The organism is Clostridium sp. AF21-20LB, from assembly GCF_003478795.1.
Classification (GTDB): Bacteria; Bacillota; Clostridia; order Lachnospirales; family Lachnospiraceae; genus Otoolea; species Otoolea fessa.
Genome location: NZ_QUGD01000031.1, coordinates 16,667 through 31,894 on the forward strand (window position 1 = coordinate 16,667; position 15,228 = coordinate 31,894).

Below are 15,228 nucleotides of genomic sequence, written 5' to 3' on the forward strand. Positions count from 1 at the left end.
TGTCGGTTAAATGGTATTTTCCTGTTGTTTAATATGTCGTAAAAGGAACTGATACCGGAGGTGTGCGGCTTTCAGTTCGTAGATATAGCAGTCAATCAGAGTCGGATCGACGACCTCTTCAAAATGGTTGAAAACGGTGTTGATCGTGCTCATGGTCTGTCGCAGTTCTGTCAGCAGCTCCGGGTCAGGGTGGGCGGAAAAAATGTCCGTGCTGGTGCTCCCGGAGCAGTGGGTGCGGTTGTGCTTCATGGTTTGATGCTCTCTTTCTGAATCCTATAAATTGGTACAACGATCAGTATATTCAGAAAATGGAAAGATATGCATCCTGGTTCAGGCGTTCATGGAAAGCACGGATTCCAGCAGATGTCCGAGCTGCATCAATTTCCGGGTGCTGTCTTCGATCGAGAGGTAATAATAATTGCAGGTTCCCTCCCGGTGGACGTCGATCAGCCCGGCTGTCTTTAAGATCTTCAAATGGTGGGAAACTGCCGGGCGCGACAGGCTGGTCCGTTCGGTGATTTCCCGGACATTTAAGCCGTGCGGACGGGGCTGGGTGGGCAGGCTGATTGGACGGTCATCGTTTTTATCAGGCTGATTTGTGTTCATAGGGGTGTTTTTTGTGCGTCCCGTGAGGGCTTCGTCCGTCAGTGCTTCGATGATCGTCAGCCGTATTTCATCACCCAGTGCGATAAAAAGAGGCATACAGGTATGAAAATGCTGTTTAAGTTCTGTTCCTTTTTTCATCGCGCTTCCTCCTTCTCGAATGGTTTAAAAATTTAAACTAATAATATTTTACCATTTTTTGTTTCGTCAGTCAATGAAAAGGAAAATGCTGGAATGGGTATTTATAGATAAAAAATAAAGAGATATTTTGGCAATTATTTTCAAATAACGAAATTGTCTAGCTAAAATAACGGGGTCAGATGCACAAAGTTTTTGAGATGTTTTTGGCGCATATTTCGGGTGTTTTGGGATTGACTTTTGATCAAAAACTGTTCATAATGGAGGAACATTCATGGATGGGTTCTTCCATCTGTCACGGGAATCCGGATTTCCCGTTGATCTATTATTAAGATTCTAAAAGTTAAGTTCAGAGAAATGTTCGATAATTTTTCAGGAATGTTTGAAGTGCATACAGGAAATGAATGGAAAAAGGTGGCGGTAAAAGCTGGCGCAGGACTGGCAGCTATCGTTTGCGGCAGGAGTTTTGAAAAGAGGACATACTGTGCAGAAATTGTTCGTTTCATGTATGCGAAAGAGAAGGAGGGGATGGATTGACCTTTTTGCTGCTGTTGTTTACTGGCGGCTGTGCGTTTTGGGATTTGAAAAAACGCCGTATTCCCAATGGGATGCTTCTGCTTGGCGGCCTGTTGTTTCTTTTGATTCGGTTTGGTCTGGGGATGAAGATGGGATATACGGCCGGATGGGACGGGCGGCTGCCGGGATATGGGGCGGCGCTTATGATGGGGATTGGCGAGACTTGTGGATATTTGATTCGTAGCGGGAGTTTATTGATTGTCCTGTTCCCTCTGTATCTGTTTCGCATGATAGGTGCGGGGGACATCAAAATGGCAGCCGTCCTGTTTGGTGCCGCCGGGCTGCGGCAGGGCGGGCGGATTTTCCTGTGCGGGCTGGCAGCTGCCGGAATATGGTCGCTCGTATTACTTATCCGGCGTGGGATTGCCAGGCAGCGGCTTACATATCTTGTGTTTTATTTGTACCGGTCCGCGCTTGGGGGAAGCGTCGAGCCGTACTATCTGGAAGCGCGGGATGGAAAAGAGGCATCTTTTTGTCTGGCACCGTGCCTGTTTTTGGGAGTGATTGGGGCGGAGCTGATTCGGTATCTGTAAGGAAAATGGCTTGTGATTAGGGAGGTGGCGGTGCGATGAAGCATATTCTGGCTGTGTATGATGTGGATCCGGTCTATGCGGCACGGTTTGCAGAGGTAGTTAACCAGAAGGAAAAAATACCGTTTGAGGTGGTGGCGTTCAGCTCGATCGAGCGGCTGCGGGCATTTGCGGCGGAACATCCGGTAAAGCTTCTGTTGTTGGGCGAGCATGTTCCGGCGGAAGAAAAGGAGTCTATCCGGGCGGAAAAGGTCATTCTTTTATCGGATAATGGGGGAAAGCCGGTTAGTCCGTCAGTTCCCTGTGTCTACAAATACCAGTCCAGCGATGCGATTGTGCGCGACGTGATGACCTGGTATGGGGAAAGCCCGGGGGATCTGCCGGAGGTGTCCGGACGGGGGCTGGCGAAGGTTTTGGGAGTGTATTCGCCGGTTGGACGGTGTTTAAAGACCTCGTTTGCCCTGACAATAGGAAAACTTCTGGCACAGGAGGAGCGGGTGCTGTATCTGAACCTGGAGGAATTTTCCGGTCTGTCGGTTTTGATGAAAGAAGAATATAAGAGTGATTTGTCGGATCTGTTGTATTTTTACAACGGTGGAAGCTATAATTCGCTTCGTTTGAGCAGCGTTGTCCACACGATGGGGGAGCTGGATTATATTCCGCCGGTGCGCTATCCGGAGGATCTGGATCAGGCGGGAGAGGAGGCAATCGCGGGGCTTATACGGGCAATTGCCGGGGAGAGTGCGTATGATACGCTGGTAGTGGATATAGGAAGCGGGCGCAGGACGGCGCTTTCGGTAATGAAGCTGTGCCGGGTAATTTATATGCCGATCCGGGAAGATCCGGTGTCTTTGGCAAAGCTTAAGGAGCTGGAGCAGTATTTTTCACAGACAGGAAATGGCATGCTAAGGGAACGTATTAAACGCCTGAAACTTCCGTATCACGGCAGTTTTGGACGGGGCGATTATATTGACCAGCTCTTATGGGGAGAACTGGGTGATTATGTACGGCAACTGCTGCGGGGAAGCAGTGTGGGCGGATAATGTTCATTGTGGGTTAAATTAGAAGGGGCAAAGTCTTTTGACAGGGATAAATTGAGCGGGATTTTGCCAGTCATTCTAAAGAGTAAACGGTTGTGAGAGAAACAACTGGCAGGGGGAAGTATGCAGGAGCAGAAAATGGTTTTGAGGCAGCGTCTGATGGAGCAGATGGAGAGCCGTATGCAGGTGGAGGATGAGGAGCTGCGCGACCTGATCGACATGGCGATTCTGGAAGCGGCAGAAGGGGCGTATCTGCCGTTAAAAGAGCGGCTTTGTTTGAGAAAAGAGCTGTTTGATTCATTCAGACGGCTGGATATTTTGCAGGAGCTGGTCGATGATCCGACGATCACGGAGATCATGGTAAATGGCACGGAGCACATTTTTGTCGAGCGGCAGGGGCGTGTGGAAGAATTAGAAAAGCACTTTGATTCGGTAGGGCAGCTAGAGGATCTGATTCAGCAGATTGTAAGCCGTGTCAACCGGACGGTCAATCTGGCATCCCCGATTGCGGATGCGAGACTGGAAGATGGTTCGCGTGTTCACGTGGTGCTGGCACCGGTGGCGTTAAATGGTCCGATTTTAACGATCCGGAAGTTCCCGGAACCGATCACGATGGAACGTCTGATTGAGTTAAAAAGTATCAGCCGGGAGGCAGCGGCATTTTTGCAGAAAGCGGTCGAGCGGGGGCTCAATATCTTCATCAGCGGCGGAACCGGATCGGGAAAAACGACGATCTTAAACGCCATGTCCGGCTATATTCCACAGGAGGAACGCATCATCACGATCGAGGATTCGGCAGAGCTTCAAATCCGCCATGTAACGAATCTTGTCAGCCTGGAAACAAGGGTGGAGAACCGGGATGGCTCGCAGGAGATTTCCATGCGCGATCTGATCCGGGCGAGTCTCCGAATGCGTCCGGACCGCATCATTGTTGGAGAGGTCCGGGGCGGCGAGGCACTGGAAATGCTGCAGGCGATGAATACGGGGCACGATGGCTCGCTCTCAACCGGACATGCCAACAGCGCAAAAGACATGCTCTCAAGACTGGAGACAATGGTTCTGATGGCGGCAGAGCTGCCGCTTGCGGCGGTCCGGAGCCAGATTGGTTCAGCGCTCGATCTGATGGTCCATGTCGGGCGGATGCGTGACCGGAGCCGGAAGGTACTGGAGATCACGGAGGTGATAGGCTATGAAAATGGGGAAATCCGCCTTTCTCCCATCTATCAGTTTCAGGAAAGCGGGGAGGCTGGTTCCGGACAGGTGGAAGGAGCACTTGTCCAGGTTGGCAGATTTGAAGGGCGGCGCAGGTTCGCGGGAGGAAGTGCTTTCTGATTACCGGGTTTACCACCTGACGGGGCAGGAGTGGATACGTTACCTTCTGGAGGGAACAGCGGTGTGCGCCGTGACGGCGTATGTATTCTACCGTTCATTTCTGGCGTTCGTTCTGATGCTTCCGGCGGGGATGCTGCGGCCGTTTTTTAAGAGGCGGGAGCTCTGCCGCCGGAGAAAAGAGGAGCTGCGGCTCCAGTTTAAGGAAGCGATTCAGATCGTGGCTTCGGCGCTGGCTGCAGGCTATTCAGTGGAAAATGCGTTTATTGCGAGCGTGCGCGATCTGGAAGAACAATACGGAAAAGAAGGGATGATTACCCATGAGTTTTCATATCTGGCAAGCCAGCTTAAAATGAACCGGACCGTGGAGGCGCTGCTTTCTTCCTTTGCGAAGAGGAGCGGTCTGGATGAGGTGGAAAATTTCTCTGTTATTTTTACTGTATCCAAACGGAGCCGGGGCGAGCTGGCAAGCGTGGTTCACCATGTCGTTCACGTGATTTCGGATCGCATTCAGGTGCGGGAGGAAATTCTCACGATGACGGCAGAAAAGCAGTTTGAACAGAGAATTATGAACCTGATGCCGTACCTGATCGTGCTCTACGTGGATTTGTCATCGCCGGGCTTTTTCTCACAGATGTATGAGACAGCAGTGGGGCGGGTGGTGATGACCGGGTGTCTGGTGGTCTATCTGCTGGCATGGAGGGTATCGGGGAAAATTCTTCAGATTGAGGTGTGAAACAGCATGGGAAAAATGGGGAAAAAGCAGGTTTTATGCATTCTTTTGGGGATAATTCTGGCAGTTGCGGGATATCTGGTGGAAAAACGGGATGGGGCGCTGGAAGAGGGGAACCGGCTGAACCGCTATGCATACGGAGAAGGGGAACGGCAGCAGGAAGTGTGGGTGCGCGGACTGTGCGAGAAGGAGATTCCGGTGGAGATTTCGCTCGGAGAGCGGGAATATGCGGAAGAGGATGCAAAAAAAGCATTGCTGGAGGCGGGAGGTAAACTGGCGGATTTAATTCGGGGAAACAATCCGTCCCTGAAGGAGGTAAGGGAAGATCTACATCTCGTCGGCTGGCTGGAAGAAGAGGGCATCCGGGTCCGCTGGACACCGGAGGATGCGGAATGGATTGAGACAGATGGGACAGTTTTAAATGAAGAATGCCCGGAGAAGGGGATTCAGACAGAACTGACCGCATCCCTGCAGGCGGGAGCATTCAGCCGGGAGTACCGGTTTCCGGTCACGTTATATCCGCCGCTTCGGACGAAGCAGCAGGAAAAAGAGGCAGGTTTTAAGCGGCTGTTAAAGCAGATGGATGAGGCGCAGAGAACGGAAGGGCAGCTGGTTCTGCCAAAGACGTATGAGGGGAAGAATTTATCTTACCGGGTGCGCGGAGACAGGGAATATCTGCTGTTTCCGGTGCTGGGGATTGCGGCGGCAATTCTGCTTCCTCTTTATGAAAAACAGAAGGAGAGTGAGGCGAAAAAGAAGAAAAAGCGGGAGCTGATGGAAGATTATCCGGAGATTGTGTCAAAGCTGACTGTATTTTCCGGGGCGGGGCTTCCGGTCCGCCGGGCATGGGAGCGGATTGTGCTGGAATATGAGGCGGCATGCCGGGCGGGAACACAGACGGAGCGGGCGGCATACCGGGAAATGGCAGCGGCATATCACCGGATGCAGCGCGGTGTCCCGGAACTACAGGCATATGCGGAATTTGGTGCGGGCTGCCGCCTGAGACCGTACCGGAAGCTTTCCGGGCTTTTGGAGCAGAATGTCAGAAATGGGGCAGAAGGACTTCGAAAGGCGCTGGAGACAGAGATGGAGTCGGCGTTTGAAGAAGAGAAAGCACTGGCAAGACGCCGGGGAGAAGAGGCATCTACAAAGCTGATGCTTCCATTGTTTTTGATGTTGATGATTATTATGGTGATGGTTTCAGTCCCGGCGTTTCTGGCGTTTGGGATCTGAAAAATGGGGAGAAAGGAGAAAAAGTATATGGATAAAGCGTATCTGGTAAGAGAAGTAAAATCGTTTCTGATGGACGAGGATGGTGTGGGGGTCATTGAGTTAGTGCTGATTCTGGTGGTGCTGATCGGTCTGGTCATTGTCTTTAAAAAGCAGATTAATACGCTTCTTACAAATATCTTTAAACAGATCAACAGCAAGTCGAAGGAGGTATATTGATCCGGGCAGAACGGCACATTGAAACAGAAAAGGAAGTTTGCGGGGAGATCACAGTTTTTCTGAGTTTGATTCTGACCTGTATCTGTGCGCTGATGGGCGGGCTGTTTGAGTCCGCCCGGGCAGCCGGAAGCGGCTGGTATATGCAGATGGCGCTCAATTCCTCACTGGATTCGCTGATGAGCTGTTATCACCGGGAGATTTGGGATAAATACCGGATTTTTGTGCTGGAATGTGCGGATAAAGAGCGCCTGGCGGCGGAGATGGAGCCGCAGATGGAAACATATCTGGCGGCAGCGCCCTTTTATCCGGTCAGCGGCGGCAAGGTACAGATCGAAGCGATGGATGCGATCACCGGGCATAAGGGGGATTTCTTTGCGAAGGAAGTTACCGATTATATGAAAGTGGGTGTCTGGACGCTGGAAAGTGAGGAGTCTGAACTGCCTGAGATGGAAAAACGGATGACGGAAGCAAGGGCGGTTCATGGGATTGCGGAAGGATATCAGGAAAATGGCAGAAAAGTGCTGCGTCTGGAAGAGTCGATCGAGGCGATCGGAGCCTGCCTGCAAAAACAGGAGAAACATCTGGAGGAGATGGAGGCAGCGGTCCGCCAGGCGGATGGAAGCTCGTTCTTTCAATCGGCGGAAAGCTTAGAGAAAGAATTAAAGCAGATTCCGGGGCTGGTTGCGGCGTATGAAAAACAGGCGGACCGGCTTGCGAAAGAATTGCAGGGATCGGAGCAGGGGGCGCAGGAAGCCCAGCCGGATCTGGAAGAAGGCTCCTGGGGCATGGTACAGGAGGAGATGCGGGGGTATCGTTCGTATTTGGATGCGGATGGAGCGCGCCGCCAGGAGGTAAAAAAGACAGAAGAGACGGCTCACGGAAATGAAGAGGTGGTTGCAGAAGCAGTCCGGAAAGGAAAGGAGATACAGGATTATATCGATGATTGGGAGCCTGACGATGAGGACGATGAGCTGGACGATGAAGCGCTGTGGGCGCCGGTTCTGACGATCACAGCGGGTTTTCAGAAGGATGGACGTTTCCGGGTTCCGGCAGTCCGAGACAAGAAAAAAATGAATGTGCTGGAAGCAGTCAGCCGCCTGTCGGGGACGGATCTGTTGAGTCTTTGTGTGCCGGCGGGAACTGTGATTTCAGAAAACTGGATTTCGACCGCGGCATTTCCGTCGGCATTGTATGCAGGCGGAGAGAGCGGAAAGCGGGGGACAGCTGGGGATGTCTGGACGGCGGGGCTTGAACGGGCTCTTTTAGATGCGTATGCGGCGCATTTTTTTACCCGGTTCGGGCAGGAAAAGACGGGAAGTGTCCATTATGAGCAGGAATATCTTTTACAGGGAAATGCGTCGGAGCGGGAAAATTTAAAACACACCGTCAATGAACTTCTGGCTGTGCGTGAGGCGGTGAATCTGGCAGCTTTATATGCGGATTCTGAAAAACGGTCGGAGGCGGAAGCATTGGCGCTGGCAATCACGGGGCTGGCGGGAATCACACCGATCACGGCGGCGGCATCCTTCTTTATCATGACAGTCTGGGCGTTTGCAGAGTCGGTGGCAGATGTGAAGGTTCTGCTGGCGGGCGGAAAAATTCCTTTTTTCAAACAGCCGGGGGAGTGGCAGATTTCGCTTTCTGCTCTGACGGAAAAGGGCGCGTCCATCTTTCTGGAAACGGGGACGGATCCTTCATTGAAAAACGGGACAGACGACAGCGGGCTGGACTACCAGGACTGGCTGAAACTCTTTTTCCTGATACAGGGAAAGAGCCGTTTCTGTTACCGGATGATGGATATGATTCAGAACCGCATTTCAGAAAAAGAGCCGGGATTTCGGATGGATCAGTGCCAGTATGGGGTAAGTGTGTCCTATACGGCACAGGGAACGTTGATACCGCTTCGTAGAACGTCCCAGAAGGAATATTAAATACAATTACAGGGGAGTGGAGGACAGTGTCCTTTTTCAGGAGATGATGCAAGTGAATGTGCCTCTCCAAGTACATAAAGAAAGCCAGTAAAAAAGATGATGACAACTAACCTAACAAAACGAATAAATGAAAGTATCTGTGCGGTCGGGATACCCGTCCTTCGGCGGCATAGAGCCCGAGTAAGAAAACGACCCTGGAAAAGGGCATTGTCCTCTGCTTCCCTGTGTGCGAGCCTGACGATTGAGGCGGCGCTTAGTCTGACATTGTTTATGTTTACGGTGATTCTCCTGTCAGTTCCGATGGAAATACTGGATACTCAGAGAAAGGTGCAGACGGTGCTGGAAGTGACGGGGCGGGAACTGGGATGGCAGGTGTATCGGACATCCCATACGGTGCATCCGGCAGAAATGGAGGCGGGAAAAGCGGCAGAGGCAGGAGAAAAGGGAACGGGGGGCTGGTCAGAACTTCCGTCCGGGCTTATCCTGCAGGGATATTTAAAGGAGAAGATTCAGACAGCGGGCGGGAACAAAGTGTCCAATATCCAGTGTGGTGCCAGCTGCGTATCGGAAGATGGAGAATGGATTGACCTGCGCGCCTCCTATCAGGTGCGGCTGCCGTTCTCGGTATTTGCGCTTGACCATGTGACGCTTACTTCCCGGAGCCGGAAGCGGGGATGGATTGGGGCGGAAGGCGGGTATTTCTCAGAGAAAAACGCTTCAGAACCGGAGGAAAAATGGGTCTATGTGGGGCGGGACAGTACGCGCTACCATCTCTCGCCTTCGTGCCATTATATATCGAATCAGATCACCGCGGCTGCGTATGCAGATGTAATTTCGGGGGTGCTTAGAAACAGCGGGGGATGCCGTTATAAGGCTTGCAGATACTGTGGAAAGACGGTGTCGGCGGGAGGTCTGGTGTATATTCTTCCGTCCGGCGAGGTTTACCATGGAAAGCAGGACTGTTCGTCATTGGCATATTATGTGCAGAAGGTGCGGCGATCAGAGGTGGAATATATGGGTGTGTGTTCATACTGTGGAAGTGGATAGGTGCGGATGGCGGAAAGAATCAAGGAGGGGTGAGAGGGCGGAGTGATGGAAAACAGTGCAGGGATAAGTTTCATGGGATTTACGCGGATGGATTTGGAAAGTGCAGTATGTTTCCTCTGTGCGGTTGTTTTTTCACTTTTTCTGATGGTCTTTTCCTGGCAGGATCTTCATAGAAAACGGATACGCGTAAGCTGGCTATATGGATTTGGAACGGCAGGAATGGTGCTTACGATGATACGGTGTGTGCTGTCGGTTATAAAAGATGGATGGGATTGGAAAAAAAGTGTGTTGCAGATAACGGTATGGCTTTTGGGAATGCTGCCGGGGATTTTTTTGTTCTGGATGGAGCGGCAGACGAAAGGTGCGGTCGGACTGGGAGATGGCTGCTTTTTTCTGATCACTGGGTGCTATCTGGGGGGATGGCGGACGCTTGAACTTTTGATGGGAGCTGTATTTGTGAGCAGTCTGGCAGGAGGTGTCTGGATGCTTACGGCACTGCTTGGCGGAAAGGGGAATGGTCTATGGGAGAAAATGCGGAAAAAGAAGCTGCCATTTCTACCGTGTGTGCTTCCGGTGTGGATTTGGATGCTGATAGCATCTCTTGGATGAAACGGGAGGTTTCTGCCAGTTATACGGTGGAAGCCTCGTTTGTGATGACGGTTGCATTCTTTTTTATCGCGGCACTGTTAAATGGGGTGTTTGAGGTGCATGGCAGGATTACGGGGCGTTTTGTCCTGCAGGAGGCGATGGAACGGTGCCTGTATCGGGAGGAAAAAACGTTGCGGGGAGATGGAATGACTGTGGGGGAGATAAGCAGCAGAGCTGGACAGCGCCTGCGTGGATTCTTCCGGTGTGGGGATGCAGTTTTGACGATCTGGGAAGATGGGGGAGACTTGGACGGAAGGGTAAAGAGCAGTACAGAGACGGAGATATCCCTGCGCGGACAGGAGCCGGAGCGGGCGATCCGTTTGCTGACAGTGTTGGAAAATGCAGAGTGATGGAGGATACGGGATGGAGATTCGGTATAGCCGGGAAATGAATCATAATTATATGATAATCGAAGCGCCGGAGAAAGAAACGGGCTATGCGGTACAGATGCTGTCGGCGAATGCCATCGAAGGGCTTTTGAAGTTTCGGGTCCGCCAGACGGAGGAGGCGAGAGAATATTATTATGAGATAACGTCGAGACAGCCGCTTAGACGGGTGTTGGAAAAACGGACCTTGTCGGGACAAGAACTCCGGTCGATTCTGCTTGGTGTGCTGGCGGTTCTGAAGCGGGTGGAAGAGTACCTGTTAAAAGAGGAACAGCTTTTGCTGGATCCGGAATACCTGTATCTGGAACCCGATCATTTTACTGTGGAATTATGTCTGGTTCCGGGGCATCGGGAAGAGGCGCCGCAGGCGCTCTCAAAACTGCTGGGGTATCTTCTGGAACGTGCGGATCATCAGGATCGGGAGGCTGTTGTATTAGCTTATAATCTGTACCAGATTAGTCTGCGGGAGAATTACGGAACGGCAGATCTGCTGCGCCAGCTTTCGGGGGAAGATCGGATCTTTTCGGCAGAAAAACGAAACGAGGATGAGGGGGATCCTGAGACGGCGGGAGTGTGGGCGGATCGGCAGGAGTGGCTTGAAGCGGAGCAAAATCGGAGGGATACGTTGGAATCTCGATCTGGGAAAATGGCTTCTGACACTCAAACGCCAGCCAGAAAGGATTGGAAATATAGGCAGGAAGCGTTGTATCAGGAGAAAACGATGAAAAAGAACCTGGAGTCGGTAGAGAACTCAGATGAAGTGGGGGAAAAGTCTGAAAGGGCAGGTGGAAAACAAAAGGGACAATGGCAGAACCGGTGGATAAAGGTACTTGGAAGCGCGGTGGCAGCTGGCATTGTGTATTGGTACGTGACGGGAGAAATGGATGTATGGCTGTATGCAATCAGCGGCGGCATCGGGGGAATCGTGTTTTTGAGGGAGACGTTGGCAGCCCGCAGAAAATGGCAGGTATATGGTGGCAGGAAGAAAAATCGAGGTCAGGGAGAGGATAGAGAGGAAAGCACGGAAGTGGATCAGGCGAATGAAGCTGGACGAGGTGGAAAGAGTAGTCGTGTGCGGAATGGTGAGAGGAAAGTGATCCAGAAAAAGAAAGAACGGTCTGGGATAGAAGGGACTCTATCATATCAAGACTGGCAGCAGACAACGCCTGAAAACCGCTGGCAGGTCTATCCGGAGAGTGAAGAAGCTTATCGGCAGGAACTTCGAAGAGAAGAAGAAGCACAGATAGAGCGGGCGAGAGAAGCGGGGACTACGCTTCTGTCTGCCTCAAAGAATGGGGAAGGAACGGTGCGCTTAGAGCCGGTGGAAGCCGGAGGAACAGTGATTCAGATTTCCTATATTCCATTTACACTTGGAAAACATCCGGGGCTGTCGGACGCATGTATTGACCGTCCGACCGTCAGCCGTCTTCATGCGCGGATCGATCAGAAGGAGGGCGTATACATTCTGACAGATCTCAATTCAACCAATGGAACATCGGTCAATGGCTATCCGCTTCAGGCAAATGAAACAGTCAGTTTGGGGAATGGGGATTCCATTTATTTGGCGGATGTCGGATATAAATTTTGGGAACACCGATAAATTGTCTGAAAATATGAAATAATAACCAAAAACACGAAATTGATGTGAATTATTTTGCAAGTACATCAATTTCGCGTTTCTGCAAATTTACATAGAACAAGCCATGGGGATATGCTATAATAAAGGCACTTGACATGGAAGTTTCAAGCCAAGTGACAAAAGAAAATACCGCTTTTCCAGTGAATGGAGAAGCATAGAGAGAAGGAGAGACCGACATGACAGACAAAGAATGTATTTTTTGTAAGATCGCTGGCGGAGAGATTCCATCCTCAACGGTTTATGAAGATGAAGATTTTCGTGTGATTCTGGATTTAGGACCGGCATCGAAGGGACATGCGCTGATTCTGCCGAAGCAGCATTTCAAAGATTTATGTGAGCTGGATCCGGCGATTGCGGCCAAAGCTCTTCCATTAGCTGGAAAGATTGGTGCGGCGATGAAGAAAGCACTGGGCTGCACGGGTTTCAATGTGGTTCAGAACAATGGCATATCCGCAGGACAGACTGTTTTTCATTTCCATGTACACATTATTCCGAGATATGAAAATGGACCGGATATGGTGACATGGGCGCCAGGAAAAGCAACGCCGGAAGAGCTGGCAGAAATTAGCAGCTCCATCCGCGAAGAACTGACGCGATAGGAGTTTGGATATGCACCATGAGAATGAAAAAATGGCGCTTTTTGAAGCGCTTTACAGAGAGTACCTGGTACCGCTGAAGAAATATGCGTATAGAATTGGAGTAGGGTACGATGACATTGAGGATATGGTGCATGAAGCTTTCATTGAATATTACAAGCGCTATTCGTTAGATCTGGATCATAAAGTAAAGTTGGTTTTACTGATCCGCATTTTACGGAGCAAGTGGATCGATAACCGGAGGCAGATGCGGCGCCGCGAGATGCTGCATCTGGAAGATCCGGATGCGGAAGAAGAGATTATGAACCTTCTTTTGGAAGGGGAGATAGGAATTCAGCTTCTGGATCAGGAGGTTATCGATAGGGATATCTATTGGAACGTATGGAAGATTGTCAAATCTATGAAGAAGGACTGGCGGGATGTTTTGATTCTCCGTGTTCTGGAGGGATTGACGGCGGAAGAAGCCTGTGCGGTTTTGAAAATCAAATCAACGGTATGCTGTACACGTCTTTACAGGGCAAAAGCAGAACTGCAGAAGCGCGTGTTGAGGGCAAAGCTGTTTGATATTTAAAAATCACATCGAAGCAGAGCCGTTTCGAATCTGTCCGATGTGATGATAAGCTTACATATTCAGTGTTTTAGTCTTGTACTATACAAACGTAGCAATGCTACTAACTGCGTATGCAACCATGAATCAGCCCCATGATGGTTTTGACAGCATTGTTTAAGTGACTTTCAGACATTTTATCAATGAACTGCTGGCGATTTTTATAGGTCTCTTCGATTGCCTGGCTGAGAGTATCTGCGGTTAAAACTTCTTCTTCCAGAACGGTGCTGAATCCCTGTTTTGCAAAGGAGTTGGCATTTAAGATCTGGTCGCCGCGGCTGGCAGCAGCCGACAGAGGGATCAAAATGTTCGGTTTGCGGAGTGCCAGAATTTCGCAGATGGAATTTGCGCCGCGCGGGAGATGATCAGATCTGCCGCTGCAAAGAGATGGCGGAGTGGTTTATCCACATACTCATACTGAACATATCCTTCGGTGCCGATGAGAGACTCATCCAGATTGCCTTTTCCGCAGATATGTATTACCTGATAGGTTTTCAGAAGCTGCGGAAGAATGCCGCGGACAGCCTGATTGACCGTGACGGAGCCGAGACTTCCGCCGATGATCAGAATTACTGGGCGATCGGCAGAAAGATGGGCGTACTGGAGTCCCGCCAGACGATCCCCGTGCAGAAGCTCTTCACGGATCGGGGAACCGGTCAGAACCGCCTTATCTTCCGGAAGATATTTAAGTGTTTCCGGAAAGTTGCAGCATACCTTAGAAGCGGCTGGAATACAGATTTTATTTGCCAGTCCTGGGGTCATATCGGATTCATGGATGATGACAGGCACTTTATAATGCTTGGCAGCCAGAACGACCGGAACAGCGACAAAACCGCCTTTGGAAAAGACGATATCCGGTTTGTATTTTTTCATAAGCTTGCGAGCCTCAAAGTATCCTTTCAGAACGCGAAGCGGATCTGAAAAATTCTTAAGGTCAAAATAACGGCGCAGTTTTCCCGATGAGATTCCATCGTAAGGGATGCTGGCTGCCTCGATCAGGCGGCGCTCAATGCCGTTATAAGAACCAATATAGTGAATCTCAAAGTCTTCCTCGCGCAGTGCCGGAAGCAGGGCGAGATTCGGTGTAACATGACCTGCAGTACCACCGCCGGTCAGAATGATTTTTTTCATAGTAGTTTCCTCCACACATCAGCCGCTGGTTACGGTGTGAGGGGACAACCATAACCTGAAAACAACTGTTTTTATGCTTTATCATACCCGCAAAGGGTTACATTTAGTATAGTAAACGGAAAAAAAGAAAAGTCAACCTAAAAGTTAGGACGAGGACAGAGAGGAGGGATAAAAAGTGAGCAGAAGCCGGCGCGGAAAAAAAGCTGGAGAAGATGCAGAACGCCTGCTGCAGGAAGCGTTTGGAGTCAGCGAAGATCAGCTGTTGAAGGATTTTATCCTTGCACAGACGGAAGTAAAAGACAGCGACATACCTCCAGAACCAGAAGACGGCTTTGAGAGGTTGATGGCAAAGTTAGAAGCGGAGGTGGGAACAAGCCCGGAAAGTGAAAAAGAATCATCCAGCGAGAACATTGTCAAACTGCACGAAGAAGCTCGCAAACCACGCCGGCTGAAAACGATTGTGAAAGTCTCTGTAGCAGCCGCCGCTATCGCAGTGATGGTTGTGGCGATGGGAATTTCGGCTGGGGCGAAGAGGGAGTATCGGTATGTGGTGCGGGAGAAGGACAGTGTACGGAATGAGATTGTCTTAAATAATGTTGAGGCTATTTCTGGGGAGGATGAATTAGATAAAGCATATATAGAGATAGCTCGAAAAACGAAAATTGAAGTAATGAAATTGGCTTATGTACCTAAAAATTTAGAATATGTAAAGGCAGATATAGGAGAAACAAGGGCAGTAATATATTTTAAGTATGGAGAATATAGGTAAAACTGGTACAACAAACAGGAGATGTTGGAAATTCAATGAGCATTGTTTCAGATAGGAAAAAAGGAAAAAGAATATA

At 50.3% G+C, this 15,228-nt stretch carries 17 protein-coding genes and 1 pseudogene; 15 read left to right on the plus strand and 3 right to left on the minus strand.

The window, feature by feature from the left end; genetic code table 11:
* Positions 1–6: 6 nt before the first annotated feature.
* Positions 7–249, minus strand: a complete 243-nt coding sequence (locus tag DWX76_RS12455) for a YaaL family protein (RefSeq protein ID WP_107001765.1) — start codon at positions 247–249, stop codon at positions 7–9.
* Between the two features lie 81 nt (positions 250–330).
* Complete coding sequence (locus DWX76_RS12460; RefSeq protein WP_227589694.1) at positions 331–744, minus strand: ArsR/SmtB family transcription factor; 414 nt, start codon at positions 742–744, stop codon at positions 331–333.
* 384 nt (positions 745–1,128) lie between these two features.
* On the opposite strand from DWX76_RS12460, the gene DWX76_RS14035 reads away from it, so the two are divergent.
* From DWX76_RS14035 to DWX76_RS12530, 14 genes are all read left to right on the plus strand, one after another.
* Positions 1,129–1,278, plus strand: coding sequence for a hypothetical protein (locus DWX76_RS14035; protein WP_182427988.1), 150 nt, complete (start codon positions 1,129–1,131; stop codon positions 1,276–1,278).
* Positions 1,275–1,850 carry a prepilin peptidase gene (locus DWX76_RS12470; protein WP_182427989.1) on the plus strand — a complete coding sequence of 192 codons (576 nt, stop codon included), beginning with the start codon at positions 1,275–1,277 and terminating at the stop codon, positions 1,848–1,850. Before DWX76_RS14035 ends, DWX76_RS12470 begins: the two co-directional genes overlap by 4 nt.
* Positions 1,851–1,885: 35 nt before the next feature.
* Complete coding sequence (locus DWX76_RS12475) at positions 1,886–2,890, plus strand: hypothetical protein (RefSeq protein WP_118472977.1); 1,005 nt, start codon at positions 1,886–1,888, stop codon at positions 2,888–2,890.
* Positions 2,891–3,010: 120 nt separating this feature from the next.
* Positions 3,011–4,219, plus strand: a complete 1,209-nt coding sequence (locus DWX76_RS12480; protein WP_412694069.1) for a CpaF family protein — start codon at positions 3,011–3,013, stop codon at positions 4,217–4,219.
* Positions 4,170–4,952 (plus strand): type II secretion system F family protein, encoded by a 783-nt coding sequence (locus DWX76_RS12485; protein WP_243022569.1) that lies wholly within the window; start codon positions 4,170–4,172, stop codon positions 4,950–4,952. The genes DWX76_RS12480 and DWX76_RS12485 overlap by 50 nt, the downstream gene beginning before the upstream one ends.
* Positions 4,953–4,958: 6 nt before the next feature.
* Entirely contained in the window at positions 4,959–6,182 is a 1,224-nt protein-coding gene (locus DWX76_RS12490; protein ID WP_118570789.1) for a hypothetical protein, read from the plus strand.
* A 27-nt stretch (positions 6,183–6,209) separates the two neighbouring features.
* On the plus strand, positions 6,210–6,398 hold the full coding sequence (locus tag DWX76_RS12495; protein WP_022360416.1) for a Flp1 family type IVb pilin: 189 nt from the start codon (positions 6,210–6,212) through the stop codon (positions 6,396–6,398).
* On the plus strand, positions 6,395–8,329 hold the full coding sequence (locus DWX76_RS12500; protein WP_243022570.1) for a DUF5702 domain-containing protein: 1,935 nt from the start codon (positions 6,395–6,397) through the stop codon (positions 8,327–8,329). The genes DWX76_RS12495 and DWX76_RS12500 overlap by 4 nt, the downstream gene beginning before the upstream one ends.
* A 207-nt stretch (positions 8,330–8,536) precedes the next feature.
* The gene (locus DWX76_RS12505) at positions 8,537–9,376 is read left to right on the plus strand and encodes a hypothetical protein (protein WP_118570790.1); all 840 of its coding nucleotides are present in this window, start codon (positions 8,537–8,539) and stop codon (positions 9,374–9,376) included.
* A gap of 45 nt (positions 9,377–9,421) precedes the next feature.
* A complete protein-coding gene (locus DWX76_RS12510) occupies positions 9,422–9,985 on the plus strand; it encodes a prepilin peptidase (protein WP_118570791.1) in 564 nt (187 codons plus the stop codon).
* Positions 9,982–10,374, plus strand: a complete 393-nt coding sequence (locus tag DWX76_RS12515) for a hypothetical protein (RefSeq protein ID WP_118570792.1) — start codon at positions 9,982–9,984, stop codon at positions 10,372–10,374. Before DWX76_RS12510 ends, DWX76_RS12515 begins: the two co-directional genes overlap by 4 nt.
* Positions 10,375–10,387: 13 nt before the next feature.
* Positions 10,388–12,010 carry a DUF6382 domain-containing protein gene (locus DWX76_RS12520; protein WP_118570793.1) on the plus strand — a complete coding sequence of 541 codons (1,623 nt, stop codon included), beginning with the start codon at positions 10,388–10,390 and terminating at the stop codon, positions 12,008–12,010.
* Positions 12,011–12,225: 215 nt separating this feature from the next.
* On the plus strand, positions 12,226–12,648 hold the full coding sequence (locus DWX76_RS12525; RefSeq protein WP_022360422.1) for an HIT family protein: 423 nt from the start codon (positions 12,226–12,228) through the stop codon (positions 12,646–12,648).
* Between the two features lie 10 nt (positions 12,649–12,658).
* Positions 12,659–13,216, plus strand: coding sequence for an RNA polymerase sigma factor (locus DWX76_RS12530; protein WP_227589698.1), 558 nt, complete (start codon positions 12,659–12,661; stop codon positions 13,214–13,216).
* 100 nt (positions 13,217–13,316) lie between these two features.
* Here the strand turns inward: DWX76_RS12530 and DWX76_RS12535 are convergent.
* Positions 13,317–14,383, minus strand: a pseudogene (locus tag DWX76_RS12535) (undecaprenyldiphospho-muramoylpentapeptide beta-N-acetylglucosaminyltransferase).
* A gap of 175 nt (positions 14,384–14,558) precedes the next feature.
* On the opposite strand from DWX76_RS12535, the gene DWX76_RS12540 reads away from it, so the two are divergent.
* Entirely contained in the window at positions 14,559–15,152 is a 594-nt protein-coding gene (locus DWX76_RS12540; RefSeq protein WP_118570794.1) for a hypothetical protein, read from the plus strand.
* Positions 15,153–15,228 lie beyond the last annotated feature (76 nt).